This window comes from Aliihoeflea sp. 40Bstr573 (assembly GCF_024105655.1).
Classification (GTDB): domain Bacteria; phylum Pseudomonadota; class Alphaproteobacteria; order Rhizobiales; family Rhizobiaceae; genus Aliihoeflea.
The window spans coordinates 18244-33484 of sequence record NZ_JAAAMH010000010.1 but is presented as its reverse complement, the minus strand read 5'-3'; the positions used below and the strand labels follow the sequence as shown (position 1 = coordinate 33484).

Below are 15241 nucleotides of genomic sequence, written 5' to 3'. Positions count from 1 at the left end.
ACAAAAAATCGACACGACGGCAAGTTTTCGTAACACATTTTCCGGAGGGATGATGAGGGCTTTTGGAACCGACGAGGCAGAACATCTGATGCGCACGATGTTCGCGCCATGGGTGGGCGAACTGAACCTGAAGGCCGTCGCCTTCGACGAAGGGGGCGGCACTTTTCTGCTCCCCGCCAACCCGCGCATCGTCCATGGCGGCGGAGTCATCTGCGGTCAGGCGACAGTCTCGGCCGCCGATACGGTGGCGGTCATGGCGCTTTCGGCGCTGAACGGCAGGTTTCGGATGTGCACGACGGTGGACTTGACCACGCATTTCGTCCGGCCGCTGAAGCCGGGCGACGTCGACATCCGCGTCGATATCATTTCAAACGGCAAGCGCATGGCCTATGTCCGCATCGAGATGAGAGCCAGCGGCGACAATCGCATCGCCGTCACCGCCTCCGGTGCCTTTGCCTATATGGAGGACTGATCGACACGCTCGATGAAGCCCGCTGCATCGAGGTCGGCGAAGAGCGCCCGCGCGTCCTGCTCGACACGCACGGGATCGGCATCCGGAAAAGCGGCCGCGAGAATTTCGACGGCCTCGTTCGCCGATGTGGGCTCGGCAAGCAGTTTCCAGATTCCAGTACCGATGGCATTCAGATGATAGATCGCGACGCCGTCGCGATCGGCCAGGAAGAGATCCCCCTCGACCTGCCGCAATTCGATTCCGGCGATCTGGCGGAAACGCTGCCCATCAGACCCTGAATCCTGCCCCGCCGCTGCAGGGATGTCGGACACCGCATCAGGAGCCCGTGCCAGTCCCTCCGTCGAGACCGGCCAGCGGCGAAACCGCTCTTCGAGCAGTGCGGTCGCATCCTCGAGGTCGCTGTAGATGAGCTTTAAGCATGGCAGTCGGCCGACGAGCGCATACAACCTGTCCATCAGCGCCGCAGCGTCGGCACCGCTGGTGAAGTTCTGGCGAATCAGCGTTTGGAGTGCCTCGCTCTCGCCCGCGCGCGACAACTGCGCCGGCCCCTCTGCATGCCGCTCGAGAAGCACGATCGCGCCGATCTCGCGCACTGTCCCCCGTGGTGCGAGCGCGCCGCAATCGGCATCGAGATAGAGGTAGCGGCCGTCATCGACCGCCGCATTGTCGGCGACGAACCGCCGGAAGGCTTCCGTGGCAGCAGGCGGCAGCGGTAGGCGCAGACGCGGCGCGATGCCGAGCGCAACGCCGCTTTGGTCATCGGGCGTTAGCGGCAGAATGTCGTCGCCGAGGACCGTGTGCCCGCCGCTGGCGAGCCTGGCGGCCAAAGTACTTTTGCCGGCATGCGAGCGGCTTGGAAAGACGACGAGCCGGTTCGCGAATTCGATTGCCGCGCCGTGAAGGCAAAGCACCGACGGCGTCTCTTCGATCATCGCGTCGACCACGTCGACGAGAAGGCCGCACACCGCTTCCACCGCGCTCGCTTCCACCGGCTCGCGGCCGGGCGATTGGAGCACGTAGCGCTCCCCGCGCCGCGTCACGCGGCTGGCAGGCTCGGCCTCCGCCGTCTTCACGACTGCCCAATCGAACGCGGCTGCCTGCAGCACCTTTGCGAACGCGGCATCCTCGGGAACGTCGACGACGACATTCGTCTCTTCGAAACGCAGAAACATGATCCCCCCTTGTGGACGGGACCGGCAGGGCCGGTCCCGTCCACAAGGGGCTATCGGCTGAACGAGCGGCGCGAGAAACTGCGCCGCGAAAAGCTGCGGCGCTCGCCGCGGATTGGTCGGCGCCAGCCATCGCGACGCCCGCGTCCGCTGAAGCTCGAGGCCTTCGCCTCGCCGATCTGCAGCAGGACCGGAGCGGCGTAGATGGCGCCTGCGGCCAATCCGAGCTTGGCCAGCATCGCGCGGCGTGAAATCTTGGTCTTCGTGTCGTCCATGACGATCTCCTCGCGTCTGATGTCCCTTCGAAATGGGGAGAACGGGCCATGTCGAGACCTATTCCATAAAAACTTCGTCGGGCGTTATCGGCCGGCCGGCGTGACGAGCGCCGCATCGGCGTTGCAGACCGCCGGTGCCTGCACCAGACCCCAGCCGAAGGTCGCGTCCCGGCCCGGTTCACCGAGGTCCACCGCGCCTTCTGCAAGCGCTTCGACGAGCTCGCCGGACGGCGCGTCTGGCGCGGAGGCGCGCGCCGCCGCCAGCGCGGCCGAGACGAAGGGCGCGGCATAGGACGTGCCGGAACGATACCGCCCCCCGCTGACGGACGCCGCGGTCCAGAGCTGGACACCCGGCGCGGAAAAATCGACATGGTCGCCGGCATTGGCGCGGCGATAGACACGGCTCTGGCTGTCGACGGCCGTCACCGCGACCACGCCCGGATAGGCTGCGGGGAAGAGCGGATCGGCATTCGGCCCGGCATTGCCGGCTGCCGCGACCAGGATCATGTCCCTGGCGAGCGCCACGTCGACGATGGCCTTCAGAACTGCATTGTCCGGTCCGGTGAAGCTCAGATTGACGACCCCAATGTCGCGCGTGATCATTTCGTCGAGCGCGCGCACGACGTCGAACGTATCGGCTGCGTCGTTGCCGCTCGCATCCTTGTGGAACGCCTCCGCCGCGACGATCCGTGCGCTCGCGAGAAGCCCCGGCGTGCGCGTGTCGGGCCGCCCCGCCATCAAGATTGCGACCGCCGTGCCGTGAAGCGCGCCGGCCGCCTGACGGCCTTCGGCAATGACTGGGAAGGTCTCGATCGGAACATCGGCAAGCGCCGCATGGTCGCTATTGACGGTCGTATCGATCATTCCGATGACCGTGTCGGCCGGGCAGCCATGGGCCGCGCTCTTCCAGCCGATCAGGTCGAACGCGGCGCACGTGTCCTCTCCACACGGCATCTCCTCCGGCCGGTAGATCGCGTTGATGTCGAAGATCGCGGCTGGCACGAGGCCGGCGATCTGCGCCCTCGCCTCATCGATCGTCAGGTTTGCCGGCACGATGAAGCGCGCCAATTCGGATGCGCTGGCCGCGATGCGCGCGCGCGACAGGAGTTCGTAGCCCTCCGCGCTGATCGCGTCGATGGCGGCATCGGGCGCGCTGACGACGATCTCGGGGCGCGGCGGAGGTGGCGCTGCACGGCGGACGGGCCGAGCCCGTCGGACCGACCCGCTGAAGGAGGCCGACGACGCGCGCGCCGTCCCGAGCGACATCAGCACCGGCGCCGAGTAGACCGCGCCGGCCGCAAGGCCGAGCCGCATCAGCATGCGGCGGCGGATCGGGTCGAATTCATTGTCGGACATGGTCTGCGCTCCCGATGTTCACGGCCCGAAAACGGATATAGCGCAGCTTTATTCCACCGTCAGGACACGAGGTCTTGAGCTCCCCGCGCCGTCGCCTCGCCGGCAAAGCGCTGCGGCGCGTGCGGTGACGGCAAACCGGCATCGTCGAGCCAGTCTTCGCTCGCGTCGTAAAGTGCACCGTAGAGCAAACGCACCAGTTCTCGCGCGTCTTCGCCCGGCCAGTTGACGGGCAGAAGCTCGATCGGCAGCCCCGGATCGCGCAAGACGATGCGCCGCCAGTCGTGGATGAGAAGAATTCGCGCCGCCATTGCGTCGAGCCCCGAGAGCCCCGACCCGGCCTGCAGCGCCGATTGCAGCGGCGTGAGCGTCGCGATCAGCGTGCGGTATGCCTCCGCGACATCGCGCGAGGGCCAAAGCTCATGAAAAGCTTCTGGATGCTCGGCGCTTTCGCCATGGACGATCAGCGCCCCGGCGAGTGCATCGTCGAGCCGGATTGCGCCCTCGGTTTCGGGCCGCAGATAGACGCCTCCGTTGATCCGCACGAAGCCGAGCCCGGTCGCGTCGGCGAGGATGTCGGTATCGCCGTTCGGCGGCGCGATGGCCACAGTCCATGCGCCATTCCAGGCCGGCGGGCCTTCGGAATAGATTCGCCTGGTCGCAAGGTCGAAGGCGTGCCGCCCTTCTTCCGCGAGGCGGTAGTGCGAATTGCGCCCTACCCGCGCGCGGATCACCCAGTGGTCGGAAGCCAGGCGCGACATTGCAGTGCGTAGGGCGCCGGCCTCGATCCGCAGGCGGCCCATCACGTCCTGCAGCACGCCGAGCGGTACCTGCCCGCCGCGCGGCACCACCGCGTCGCCGAACATGGTGATGACGAGCGACCAGACCCTGATCCGGCCCTTGGCATGAAGCCGGTCGATCAGGCCTTCGAGAGCTCGTTGCGCGGGATTGTGATGCACGCCCATTTTTCCGCATTCGCACGGCAAGGCGCCGTCCGCAAGGATTTCAGAGCGACTTGACGCCACCGACGAGAATTTGCGTGGCGAGCCGTGCATAGGCCGCGCGGCTGACCGGCCCGCCCTCCCGGAACCACATGTAGAACCAGTTCAGCATGCCAAAGAGGCTCATCGTCACCGGCTTGATCAGTGGCCGGTCCGCAAAGATAGTGGGGTGAAGCGCGCGGATCGCCTCGGCGAACAACGCGACGAGATCGCGCTCGAGGGCCTTCAGCTTTTCCTGGTCGCCGGCGGGCAGCAGCCGCAGGCCGGCAATCTGCACCTTGTGCTCCGCATCCGCGTCCCGATAGGCCTCCAGGAGGGCGGCCACCAGCACCTCCAGCCGGGCCTCGGGAGCAAGGCTGGCATCGTCCGCCTCGCCGACGGCCGCGACCAGATCCTGCAGATGGCTCTCGATGATGTCGAAGAGCAGCGCCTCCTTCGAAGCATAATAGTGGTAGAGCAGCGCCTTGGAGACCCCGCATTCGGTGGCAAGCTGCGCCATCGACGCGCGGTCGTAGCCATCGCGCGCAAAGACGATCGCCGCCTGGTGCAGCATCGCCTGGCGCTTGTCGTCATAGTCCTTGGCGCGGGTGCGGGCCATCAGCTCTTCGGCCGGCTGTCGACAATGCGCTGCGCCTTGCCCTGGCTGCGCGCAATCGTCTCCGGCGCGCCGACGTCGACGCGCACCGTCACGCCGACGATGTCCTTGATGAGATCGCGCAAGCTCGCGGCATTCGTCTTGCGCGCCTCGTCTGAGGCCTGCGACGCTGACGCCTCGACATGGACGACCATCTCGTCCATCCGCCCCTCGCGCACCAGCTCGACCTGGAAATGCGGGCTGAGGCCCGGCACCTTGAGGATCTGCTCCTCGATCTGCGTGGGAAACACGTTGACCCCGCGCAGGATCATCATGTCGTCGGAGCGGCCGGTGATCTTTTCCATGCGCCGCATCGCGCGCGCCGTTCCGGGCAGAAGCCGTGTCAGGTCGCGCGTGCGGTAGCGGATGATCGGGAAGGCCTCCTTGGTCAGCGAGGTGAAGACCAGTTCGCCCTTCTCGCCGTCGGCGACCGGCTGGCCGGTCTCGGGGTTGATGATCTCGGGATAGAAATGATCCTCCCAGATGTGCAGCCCGTCCTTGGTCTCCACGCACTCGTTGGCGACGCCCGGTCCCATCACTTCGGACAGGCCATAGATGTCGACGGCGTGCATGTCGAACGCCTCTTCGATCTCCGCGCGCATCGCGTTCGTCCAGGGCTCGGCGCCGAAGATGCCGACCTGCAGCGGGCTTTGACGCGGATCAAGCCCCTGTGCACGGTATTCGTCGAGGATCGACAGCATGTAGGAGGGCGTCACCATGATGGTCGAGGCCCGGAAATCCTCGATCAACGTCAGTTGCCGCGCGGTCATCCCGCCCGAAACCGGCACAACCGTGCAGCCGAGCCGTTCCGCGCCGTAATGCGCACCGAGCCCGCCTGTGAAGAGCCCGTAGCCATAGGCGATGTGGACGATGTCGCCGGGCCGCGTGCCCGATGCGCGCATCGACCGCGCCACGCATTCGGCCCAGACCTCGATGTCGTTCTTCGTATAGCCGACGACGGTCGGCTTCCCTGTCGTGCCGGACGAGGCATGGATGCGCGCCACCTTCTCGCGCGGTACGGCGAACATGCCGAACGGGTAGTTCGCGCGCAGATCGGATTTCACCGTGAAAGGAAATCTTGCGAGGTCCGACAGATCGTTCAAATCATAGGGATGCACGCCCGCCGCATCGAAGCTGGTCTTGTAGAACGGCACGTTGTCATAGGCGTGCTTCAGCGACCATTTCAGCCGGTTGAGCTGCAGCGCCGCGATCTCGTCGCGCGAAGCGACCTCGATCGGGTCCAGATCCTCGCGGCGTGGCGTCAGGTCCTTCATTGCGTGTCCTCCTCGAAATGCCGGCCGTCGATGGCGCGCGAGGCACCGCGGAACTCGGCGATCACCTTGCCTGCCTCGTCGGTAACGCGGACGTCGTAGAGGCCGCTGCGGCCCGATCGCGTCACCTCGCGCGCGGTCGCCGTCAGCCGTGCGCCAAGCTTGCCCGGCCGCAGGAAGCTGATCGTATTGTGCTGCGCCACGACGAGCTGATTGTAGGAATTGCAGGCGAAGGCGAAGGCACTGTCGGCCAGCGTGAAGATGTATCCGCCATGGCAGATGTCGTGGCCGTTGGTGTGATGCTGCTCGACCCTGAATGAGGTCGTCGCCGTGCCCGGACCGACCGCGTCGAGGCTCATGCCGAGCCATTTCGACGCGTCATCACGCGCCCACATTGCCTCCGCGCTCTTGCGCGCGATCTCTTCTGCGCTCAACGTCATCTTTCCTCCCGGCCTCTCCCGCAGCCGATCGGAAGCTTGCATAAACCGGCCGGACGGTCAATAATACATCGTCGATGCGGGAGGCATCGTGAGGAGGATTGATTGACAGTTGAGAGTTCGCAAGCGCTCGCGCGCGACGTCGACCCTAAGCTCGCGCGCGATTTCGACATCGGCGCGGTGACGAAGGCATTTGCCGACGACCCCTTCCCCACCTATCGCGCGCTTCTGGAGCACGCGCCGGTCAAGCGCTTCGCCGATGGCTCGGTCATGCTGTCGCGCTATGCAGATCTCGACCGCGTCTACCGCGACACCAAGGCGTTCTCGTCGGACAAGAAAGTCGAGTTCAAGCCGAAATTCGGCGATACCCCGCTCTACGAGCACCATACGACGAGCCTCGTCTTCAACGATCCCCCGCTCCATACGCGCGTGCGCAAGATCATGATGGGCGCGCTGACGCTCCGCGCCATCGCCGCGATGGAACCGGGCCTCATCGCCCTCGTGGACGGCCTGCTCGACAAGATGGAGGCCAAGGGGAATGTCGACCTGATCGAGGATTTCGCCTCGGCCATTCCCGTCGAGGTGATCGGCAATCTCTTCGTCATGCCTCACGAGGAGCGTGGCCCGCTGCGCGATTGGTCGCTGGCGATCCTCGGCGCGCTGGAGCCGACGCTGACGGCGCAGCAGCAGGACTGGGGCAACCGCTCTGTCACCGAGTTCAAGGCCTATCTCGCAGACCTTGCCGCGCGGCGCCGCGCGAATCCCGGCGATCCGGGAACCGACGTGCTCACGCGCCTGATCGCGGGCAATGAAGGCGAGCAATTGTCGGACACGGAGCTTTTGCAGAACTGCATCTTCATCCTCAATGCCGGCCATGAAACCACGACAAATCTGATTGGCAACGCGCTCTACGAACTCCTTGAATGGCCTGATGAAAAAGCTCGGCTCGAAGCCGATCCTTCGATGATCGACACCGCCATCGACGAATTCCTGCGCTTCCAGTCGCCCAATCAGCTCGGCAACCGCCTGGCCGTTGAGGATGTCGAATTCGACGGCGAAGCGATCGCCGCTGGAACGCGCATCCATCTGTGCATCGGCGCCGCCAACCGCGACCCGCGCCAGTATGATCGGCCCGATACGCTCGATCTCTCCCGCAAACCCAACCGCCACCTTGCATTCGCCCAGGGCCCGCATCTGTGCGCCGGCTTCTCGCTCGCCCGCATGGAAGGGCGCATTGCGATTGCGCGGTTTTTGAAGCGCTTCCCCGGCTACCGTCTCGACGGCGAGGCCCGGCGAACTGGGCGCGTCAGGTTCCGCGGCTTCTCGACGCTGCCGGCGAAAGTGAACTGAAAGGATCGACCATGACCCTCTCCCTCAAATCCTTCGCCGCCGGCCATTGGATCGCCCCCTCCGGCAAGGTCGCGCAACTCAAGAGCGCCGTCACCGGCGAGACCATCGCCGAGATCGGCTCGGGCAATCTGGACTTCGCCGCCATGGCGGGGCATGCCCGCACGGTTGGTGGACCGGCGCTGCGCGCGCTCACCTTCCACCAGCGCGCCCATCTCCTGAAGGCGGTCGCGCAATATCTGAACGAGCGCCGCGACGCTCTTTACGAACTCTCCTATGAGACCGGCGCGACCAAGGCCGATTCGATGATCGACATCGACGGCGGCATCGCGACGATGTTCGTCTATTCCTCGAAAGGCCGGCGCGAACTGCCTGACGACACCATCTATATCGACGGTGGGCTTGAACCGCTTTCGCGCGGCGGAAACTTCGTCGGCCAGCACGTCGCGACCTCGCTGCAGGGCGTCGCGCTGCACATCAACGCGTTCAACTTCCCCGTCTGGGGGATGCTGGAGAAGTTGGCGCCCACACTGCTCGCCGGCGTCCCGGCCATCGTCAAGCCCGCCTCGTCCACGGCGTGGCTCGCCGAAGCGGCCTTCCGCATGATCGTCGAAAGCGGAATCCTGCCGGAGGGCGCGGTGCAGTTCATCGCCGGCTCGACCGGCGACCTCATCGACCGGCTGACCTGCCAGGACGTCGTCTCCTTCACCGGCTCGGCCGCGACGGCTTCCATGCTGCGCGCCAATCCGAACCTGATGAAGAACTCCGTCCGCTTCGTCGCGGAGCAGGATTCGCTCAACGCCTCCATTCTCGGCCCCGACGCCGCGCCCGGTACGCCCGAATTCGATGCCTTCGTCAAGGAAGTGCACCGTGAAATGACGGCCAAGGCGGGCCAGAAGTGCACCGCCATCCGCCGCATCATCGTGCCCGACGCGCACCGCCAAGCGGTCATCGAGGCGCTCTCAGACCGCCTCGCCAGGACGACGATCGGCAATCCGCGCGACGAGGCAACGCGCATGGGCGCTCTCGCCAGTCTCTCCCAGCGCGACGACGTGCGCGAAAAGGCCGGGCAACTGGCGCGGGATGCGAGGCTCGTCTTCGGCGCGCTTGACCATGTCGAGGTCTCGAACGCCGACGCCGACGCAGGCGCGTTCCTGTCGCCGCTTCTCTTCGACTGCGCCGACCCCGATCATGCCAGGACCGTCCACGAGGTCGAGGCCTTCGGCCCCGTATCGACCGTGATGGGCTATCGCGATCTTCCCCATGCTCTGGCTATTGCCAATCGTGGCGCCGGATCGCTCGTCGCCTCGGTCTTCACCCATGACGGCGACGTGGCGCGCAAGGTCGTCGAAACGGCGAGCGCGTTCCACGGCCGGCTCTATTTCGCCAATCGCGACACCGGCAAGGAAGCGACCGGACACGGCTCGCCGATGCCCCACATGGTCCACGGAGGACCTGGCCGCGCCGGCGGCGGCGAGGAGATGGGCGGCATCCGCGGCGTCATGCACTACATGCAGCGCACCGCGATCCAGGCCAATCCGGACCTGATGACCGCCATCACGAAGAACTGGACGGCCGGCTCGAAGACGGTCGAAAAGGACACGCACCCCTTCCGCATGACCTTTGGCGATCTGGAGATCGGACATACGATCTGGACCGAGCCGCGTACGGTGTCGCTGGCCGACATCGAGCACTTCGCCGAGTTCACCGGCGACACCTTCTACGCCCACATGGACGAGGAAGCGGCAAAGGCGAACCCGTTCTTCCCCGGCCGCGTCGCCCACGGCTACCTGATCCTCAGCTTCGCCGCCGGCCTCTTCGTCGAGCCCGCGCCGGGACCGGTCCTCGCCAATTACGGCCTCGACAATCTGCGCTTCATGAAGCCGGTTTCACCCGGCGACAGCTTAAAGGTGCGGCTTACCGCCAAGCAGAAAGCGCGGCGCAACGATGAATACGGCGAAGTGCGCTGGGATGTCGGCGTCCACAATCAGGACGGCGAACAGGTGGCCGCGTACGAACTCCTGACCATGAACGCGATGTAAGCGGGCTCAGGCGGCGGCGCGGCGCTGCCAGTCGAACACCATGATCGCCGAAATGCCGCAGATCGCCAGAAGCGCAAGACCGAATGCGACGAGGCTGTCGCCGACGAGAACCACCGTCACGAGCGTGATCGCCGCCCCGCCGATCTGGCTGACGAAACCGTAGAGCGAGGCGGCGAAGCCGGCAATGTCGCCATGTGGCTCGAGGACCATCGCCGCTCCGTTGGAAAAGACGACGAGATAGCTCGTCGCAAACAGGATCATGATCGCCGTCAGCAGCGGTGCGGACACGAGCCCAGAAAACGTCACGACAAGCACGAGCAGCGCGGCGACGATCAGGATCGCGTTGGCGAGCAGCATCGCCCGCACGATGCCGAGCACGGGAATGATCCGGCGGTTGAGCACTTGCCCGATGATGATGCCGATCCCATGCAGCGCGAAGAACATCGCGAAGGCAGGACCGGTGACCGCGAAATTGGCCTCGTAGAGGCGCGGGAGCGCAGACAGGATCATCAGCATGGACGACATGATGACCGCCGAGACGATCAGGAACCGCCGCGATTGCGGATGGATGAAAAGCCGTTTGAACCGCCGCGCGAGAACGGCCGGACGGGTCGCCTCGGGAACCTTCTCGCCGATCGTCTCCGGCATCCGCCACAGCGCGGCGATGAGGCCGATGCCGAAGATTGCCAGAAATCCATAGATGGCGCGCCAACCGAACGGCGTCGCGATCGCGGCACCGACGAGCGGCGCAAGAATAGGCCCGACGGCAAAAATCGCACTGGCGAGCGCAAGATTGCGGCCGAGTTCCTGGCCGGAGAAAAGGTCCCGCAGGATGGTGCGCGCCAGCACGATCGCCGCCGCCGCACCGAGCCCCTGGAGTGCGCGCGCGGCAAGCAGGAGTTCGATGGTCGGCGCGAGCGCGCCAAGGAGGCAACCTGCCAGATAGACCGCGAGGCCGCAGGCAAGGGTGACGCGTCTTCCATAGCGATCCGACGCCGGCCCCCAGACGAGCTGCGCGATGCCGGCCGCAAGCATGTAAATGGCGATGGTCCACTGGACGAGCGCGTAGCGCGTGTCGAGCTCGGCAACGATGTCGGGAAAGGACGGCAGCGTGATGTCGACCGTAAATGACGAGATCGACATCAGCACGCCGCAATAGACGACGATCGCGCGCGGCGTCACCGGGTCCCGCGCGCTTGGAACTGGAGGCCATCAAGAAGCGCCGCTGCCGTCCGCAGCGATGCTCCCGCCGCCACGCTCATCTGCGGCAGCAGCATCCACTCGAGCGTCCACGCCGCGCCAGACCGTTCGTTTTCATGGACCAGCGACTGGTGCATGCCGGCAAGAAGCGTCGCGTTGAAACGCGCCAGCGTGACCAGCACCTCCGCCCCCACAGGGTTCTGCTTGTGCGGCATCGCGGACGAGCCGCCGCCGCCTGCAAGCTTCACCTCGCCGACCTCGTTCTGCGCCATCAGGGCGATGTCCTGCCCGATCTTGCCAAGGCTGCCGGTCACAAGCGACAGCCAACTGGCAAGCGCCGCCTGCCCGTCGCGCTCCGAGTGACGCGGATGGTCGACATCGCGAAGACCGAGTTCTTCTGCCAGGCGCGCACGCACCGCTGGCCCCTTGTCGCCCAGCTTTTCCAGCGTCCCGGCAGCCCCGGCGAATGAGAGCACGCGAATGCCGTGACGCACGCCTTCGAGCCGTTCCAGATGCCGTTCGAGCGGCAGCCGCCAACTTGCGATCTTGCGCGCTGCCGTCACAGGGATCGCCGCCTGCATGCGCGTGTGCGCCATGACCTCGGCGCTGCCCTGCGTGGCTTCGAGGCTTTGGAGCGTCGCCACGACGTCGCGCAGCCGCGTTTCCATGACCGCCAGCACGTCGCCCAACCGCAGCGCAAGGCTCGTGTCGATCGCATCCTGGCTGGTCGCGCCGAAATGCACCTTCTCGCCATGCGGCGTCTCGACGGTCTGACGCATCGCCTTGACGAGCGCCGGGATCACCACGCCGTCCCGCGCCACTCCGTCGCGCAGGGCGCTCATGTCGGGCTCGAAATTGGAAAGCCCCCGCTCGATGGCATCAACGGAATCGGAACCGATCACGCCCTCGGCCGCCTCCGCCCGCGCGAGCGCGATCTCGAACCGGACCATCGCGGCGATGTCGGCATCCGCGCTGAAACGTGCGGCGATCTCCACATCGCCCAGGAGGCCGGTCAGAAACGGATGATCGAAGGGCGAAGCGGACAATACGGACCTCAGATGTCGAAGAAGATCGTTTCCTTCTCCCCTTGGAGATGGATGTCGAACCTGTAGGTCGAACCCTCGCGCGGCGCAATCAGCGTGGACACCCGCACGCGGTGCTCCACGCGCGCCAGTACCGGATCTTCCCCGTTCGCCTTCTCCTCGTCGCCGAAATACATGCGCGTATGGAGGCCTATATTGATACCGCGCGCCACCACCCAGAATGTGATGTGCGGCGCCTGTTTGCGCCCGTCCTTGAACGGCACGCGACCGGGCTTGATCGTCTCGAAGCGGAACTCGCCCGTGTCCATGTCGGTCGGGCAGCGGCCCCAGCCGGTGAAATTGGCATCGGCCGAGCCGCGCATCTCGGACGGCGAATTGTAGAGCCCGTCGGCATCGGCCTGCCAGATTTCGATCAGCGCATCCTTGAGCGGCGTGCCGGTGCCGTCGAGCACGCGCCCGACGACCGTGATGCGCTCGCCCTTCGTCTTGTCGTTGACCATCGAGGTGCCGAGGTCCTGCGGATAGACGCCGCCGATTTCGGCGAAGTTCGGCGTCAGGCCGATATGGACGTAAGGCCCTGCCGTCTGCGACGCGCTTTCCTTGAGCTGGTTCAGTGGCTGGACCATGTCAATTTCCCTCCATGCGGTTCTCGAACAGCGTCGAGCGGCGTCCGCGCAGCACCATGTCGAACTTGTAGGCGCGCGAGTCCATGGGGATCGTCGCATTCATGTCGAGCGCGGCCGTCAGCCCCTCGATCGCCGCGCGGTCGTTGATCGTCTTCACGATCGGGCATTTCCAGATCAAAGAATCGCCCTCGAAATACATCTGCGTGATCAGCCGCTGGGCAAAGCCGTGGCCGAAAAGGGAGAAATGGATATGGGCGGGCCGCCAGTCATTGACGCCGTTCGGCCAGGGATAGGGGCCCGGCTGGATGGTGCGGAAGGAATAGTTGCCCTCCTCGTCAGTGATGGTGCGTCCGCAGCCGCCGAAATTCGGGTCGAGCGGCGCGACATAACCTTCCTTGCGGTGGCGGTAGCGCCCGCCGGCATTGGCCTGCCAGAACTCGAGCAGCGCACCCGGCACGCCCTTGCCGCGCTCGTCGAGCACGCGGCCATAGACGATGATGCGCGGGCCGATGGCCATTTCGCCCGGCTTGGCGAAATTGGTGATGAGATCGTTGTCGAGCTCACCGAGGATGTTGTGACCGAAGACCGGGCCGGTGATCTCCGATAGCGTGTTGTCGAGCGAAAGCAGCGCCTTTTGCGGCGAACGCAGGACGGATGTCTTGTACCAGGGCGTATAGGCCTGCGGATGCCATTCGCGGTCGCGCTGGAAAAACGCACCCGTTTCCGGCTTGCGGTTGGAAATCTGGCTGTCGCTCACGGCTTTTGCCCTCCGTCCATCTCGTCAAGTACCTGCTTGACGATCTTGATTGCATGATTGGCGCGCGGCACGCCGGCATAGATGGCGACATGCAGCATCGCTTCCATGATGTCGTCGCGCGAGGCGCCCGTATTGGCGGTAGCACGCGTGTGCAGCGCCAGTTCCTCGAAATTGCCAAGCCCCGCGAGCAATGCCAGCGTCATCATCGAGCGCTCGCGCTTCGTGATCGTGTCGCGCGACCAGACGTGCCCCCACGCCGCTTCGGTGATCAGCGTCTGAAACGGATCGTCATAGGCGCTCGCCTTCTTCGTGGCGGCATCGACATAGGATGCGCCGAGCACCGAGCGGCGCGTCGCCATGCCCTGCTGGTAGCGTTCGGATTTCTCGCTCATTTCACCTCCTCAGTATGGCAGGCCGACATAGTTCTCCGCCAGCGACGCCGAGGCCGCCTGCGAGTGCACCAGATAGTCGAGTTCGGCCTCCTGGATACGCTGTCCGAACGGACCCGTATCGTCAAAGCGGTGCATGGTCGAGGTCATCCAGGCCGAAAAGCGCTCCGCCTTCCAAACGCGCGCCAGCGCCATTTGCGAATAGGCATCGATGCCCGTATCCGATTTCTCGCCATAGTGCTCGCGCAGCCCGCCGAAGAGATAGCGCACGTCGCTCGCGGCAAGGTTCAGCCCCTTCGCGCCCGTCGGCGGCACGATATGCGCGGCGTCGCCGACGAGGAACAGACGCCCGAACCGCATCGGTTCGGCGACGAAGGAACGCAGCGGCGCGATCGACTTCTCGATCGACGGTCCGGTCGTCATCTTCTCGGCGGTCTCGGGCGGCAGGCGTCGGCGCAACTCGTCCCAGAAGCGGTCGTCCGACCATTCTTCGACCTTATCGTCGAGCGTGCACTGGACGTAATAGCGGCTGCGCGTGTGCGAGCGCATCGAGCAGAGCGCGAAGCCGCGCGGATGGTTGGCGTAGATGAGTTCGTGATGGACCGGCGGCACGTCGGCGACGATGCCCAGCCAGCCGAACGGATAGACCCGCTCGAACGTCTCGAGACCTTTGCCCTCGACCGCCTTGCGCGATGGACCGTGAAAGCCGTCGCAGCCGGCGATGAAATCGCAGTCGAGCCGGTGCGTTGCACCGTCCTTCTCATAGGTGACGTAAGGGTTGGAGCCGGCAAAATCGTGCAGCTGGACGTGATCGGCCTCGTAGATCGTGACGCCGTCGGTCGCCAGCCGCTTGTCCATCAGGTCGCGCGTGACCTCGGTCTGGCCGTAGACCATGACGCGCTTGGCCGTCAGTTCGTGCAGGTGGATGTTGTGGCGGCGTCCGTTGAAGGTCAGGTCGAAACCGTCATGTGGCAGCCCCTGGCGGCGCATGCGTTCGCCCGCGCCCGCCTCGTCGAGCATGTGCGTCGTGCCTTCCTCAAGCACGCCGGCCCGGATGCGTCCCAGCACATAGTCGCGCGTCTGCCGCTCAAGAATGACATTGTCGATGCCCGCATTGGTCAGAAGTTGGCCAAGCAGCAACCCCGACGGGCCAGAGCCTATGATGGCAACCTGCGTGCGCAATCGAAATCCTCCCTTGTCCTCGGCACGAGCAATGCCGCAAGGC

At 65.4% G+C, this 15241-nt stretch carries 16 protein-coding genes; 3 read left to right on the top strand and 13 right to left on the bottom strand.

Going from position 1 to position 15241, the window contains the following annotated elements:
* Positions 1–52 precede the first annotated feature (52 nt).
* The gene (locus tag GTK01_RS13525; RefSeq protein WP_252926480.1) at positions 53–472 is read left to right on the top strand and encodes a PaaI family thioesterase; all 420 of its coding nucleotides are present in this window, start codon (positions 53–55) and stop codon (positions 470–472) included.
* Here GTK01_RS13525 and GTK01_RS13520 read toward each other — a convergent pair.
* The 7 genes from GTK01_RS13520 to paaI all read right to left on the bottom strand — a co-directional run bounded on the left by GTK01_RS13520 (position 457) and on the right by paaI (position 6615).
* Complete coding sequence (locus tag GTK01_RS13520) at positions 457–1644, bottom strand: PqqD family protein (RefSeq protein ID WP_252926478.1); 1188 nt, start codon at positions 1642–1644, stop codon at positions 457–459. The genes GTK01_RS13525 and GTK01_RS13520 overlap by 16 nt on opposite strands.
* A gap of 50 nt (positions 1645–1694) precedes the next feature.
* A complete protein-coding gene (locus tag GTK01_RS13515; protein WP_252926476.1) occupies positions 1695–1916 on the bottom strand; it encodes a hypothetical protein in 222 nt (73 codons plus the stop codon).
* An 84-nt stretch (positions 1917–2000) separates the two neighbouring features.
* Positions 2001–3272, bottom strand: coding sequence for a S8 family serine peptidase (locus tag GTK01_RS13510; RefSeq protein ID WP_252926474.1), 1272 nt, complete (start codon positions 3270–3272; stop codon positions 2001–2003).
* A gap of 59 nt (positions 3273–3331) precedes the next feature.
* A complete protein-coding gene (locus GTK01_RS13505; protein WP_252926473.1) occupies positions 3332–4234 on the bottom strand; it encodes a PaaX family transcriptional regulator C-terminal domain-containing protein in 903 nt (300 codons plus the stop codon).
* Positions 4235–4274: 40 nt separating this feature from the next.
* Positions 4275–4868, bottom strand: coding sequence for a TetR/AcrR family transcriptional regulator (locus GTK01_RS13500; protein ID WP_252926463.1), 594 nt, complete (start codon positions 4866–4868; stop codon positions 4275–4277).
* Positions 4868–6178, bottom strand: coding sequence for a phenylacetate--CoA ligase PaaK (paaK, locus tag GTK01_RS13495; RefSeq protein ID WP_252926461.1), 1311 nt, complete (start codon positions 6176–6178; stop codon positions 4868–4870). Before paaK ends, GTK01_RS13500 begins: the two co-directional genes overlap by 1 nt.
* On the bottom strand, positions 6175–6615 hold the full coding sequence (gene paaI / locus GTK01_RS13490) for a hydroxyphenylacetyl-CoA thioesterase PaaI (protein ID WP_252926459.1): 441 nt from the start codon (positions 6613–6615) through the stop codon (positions 6175–6177). The genes paaK and paaI overlap by 4 nt, the downstream gene beginning before the upstream one ends.
* A gap of 102 nt (positions 6616–6717) precedes the next feature.
* On the opposite strand from paaI, the gene GTK01_RS13485 reads away from it, so the two are divergent.
* Both GTK01_RS13485 and paaZ read left to right on the top strand, forming a co-directional pair.
* Positions 6718–7962 (top strand): cytochrome P450, encoded by a 1245-nt coding sequence (locus GTK01_RS13485; RefSeq protein WP_252926457.1) that lies wholly within the window; start codon positions 6718–6720, stop codon positions 7960–7962.
* An 11-nt stretch (positions 7963–7973) separates the two neighbouring features.
* Positions 7974–10001, top strand: a complete 2028-nt coding sequence (gene paaZ / locus GTK01_RS13480) for a phenylacetic acid degradation bifunctional protein PaaZ (protein WP_252926455.1) — start codon at positions 7974–7976, stop codon at positions 9999–10001.
* Positions 10002–10007: 6 nt separating this feature from the next.
* Here the strand turns inward: paaZ and GTK01_RS13475 are convergent, their stop codons facing one another.
* From GTK01_RS13475 to pobA, 6 genes are read right to left on the bottom strand one after another with little or no spacing between them, the layout of a single operon-like run.
* Positions 10008–11183 (bottom strand): Bcr/CflA family efflux MFS transporter, encoded by a 1176-nt coding sequence (locus GTK01_RS13475; protein ID WP_252926453.1) that lies wholly within the window; start codon positions 11181–11183, stop codon positions 10008–10010.
* Positions 11180–12247, bottom strand: coding sequence for a 3-carboxy-cis,cis-muconate cycloisomerase (locus GTK01_RS13470; protein WP_252926451.1), 1068 nt, complete (start codon positions 12245–12247; stop codon positions 11180–11182). Before GTK01_RS13470 ends, GTK01_RS13475 begins: the two co-directional genes overlap by 4 nt.
* An 8-nt stretch (positions 12248–12255) precedes the next feature.
* Positions 12256–12870 carry a protocatechuate 3,4-dioxygenase subunit alpha gene (gene pcaG, locus GTK01_RS13465; protein WP_252926449.1) on the bottom strand — a complete coding sequence of 205 codons (615 nt, stop codon included), beginning with the start codon at positions 12868–12870 and terminating at the stop codon, positions 12256–12258.
* A gap of 1 nt (position 12871) precedes the next feature.
* On the bottom strand, positions 12872–13627 hold the full coding sequence (gene pcaH, locus GTK01_RS13460) for a protocatechuate 3,4-dioxygenase subunit beta (RefSeq protein ID WP_252926447.1): 756 nt from the start codon (positions 13625–13627) through the stop codon (positions 12872–12874).
* On the bottom strand, positions 13624–14019 hold the full coding sequence (pcaC, locus tag GTK01_RS13455) for a 4-carboxymuconolactone decarboxylase (RefSeq protein WP_252926445.1): 396 nt from the start codon (positions 14017–14019) through the stop codon (positions 13624–13626). Before pcaC ends, pcaH begins: the two co-directional genes overlap by 4 nt.
* Positions 14020–14028: 9 nt before the next feature.
* Entirely contained in the window at positions 14029–15198 is a 1170-nt protein-coding gene (gene pobA / locus GTK01_RS13450) for a 4-hydroxybenzoate 3-monooxygenase (protein WP_252926443.1), read from the bottom strand.
* Positions 15199–15241 lie beyond the last annotated feature (43 nt).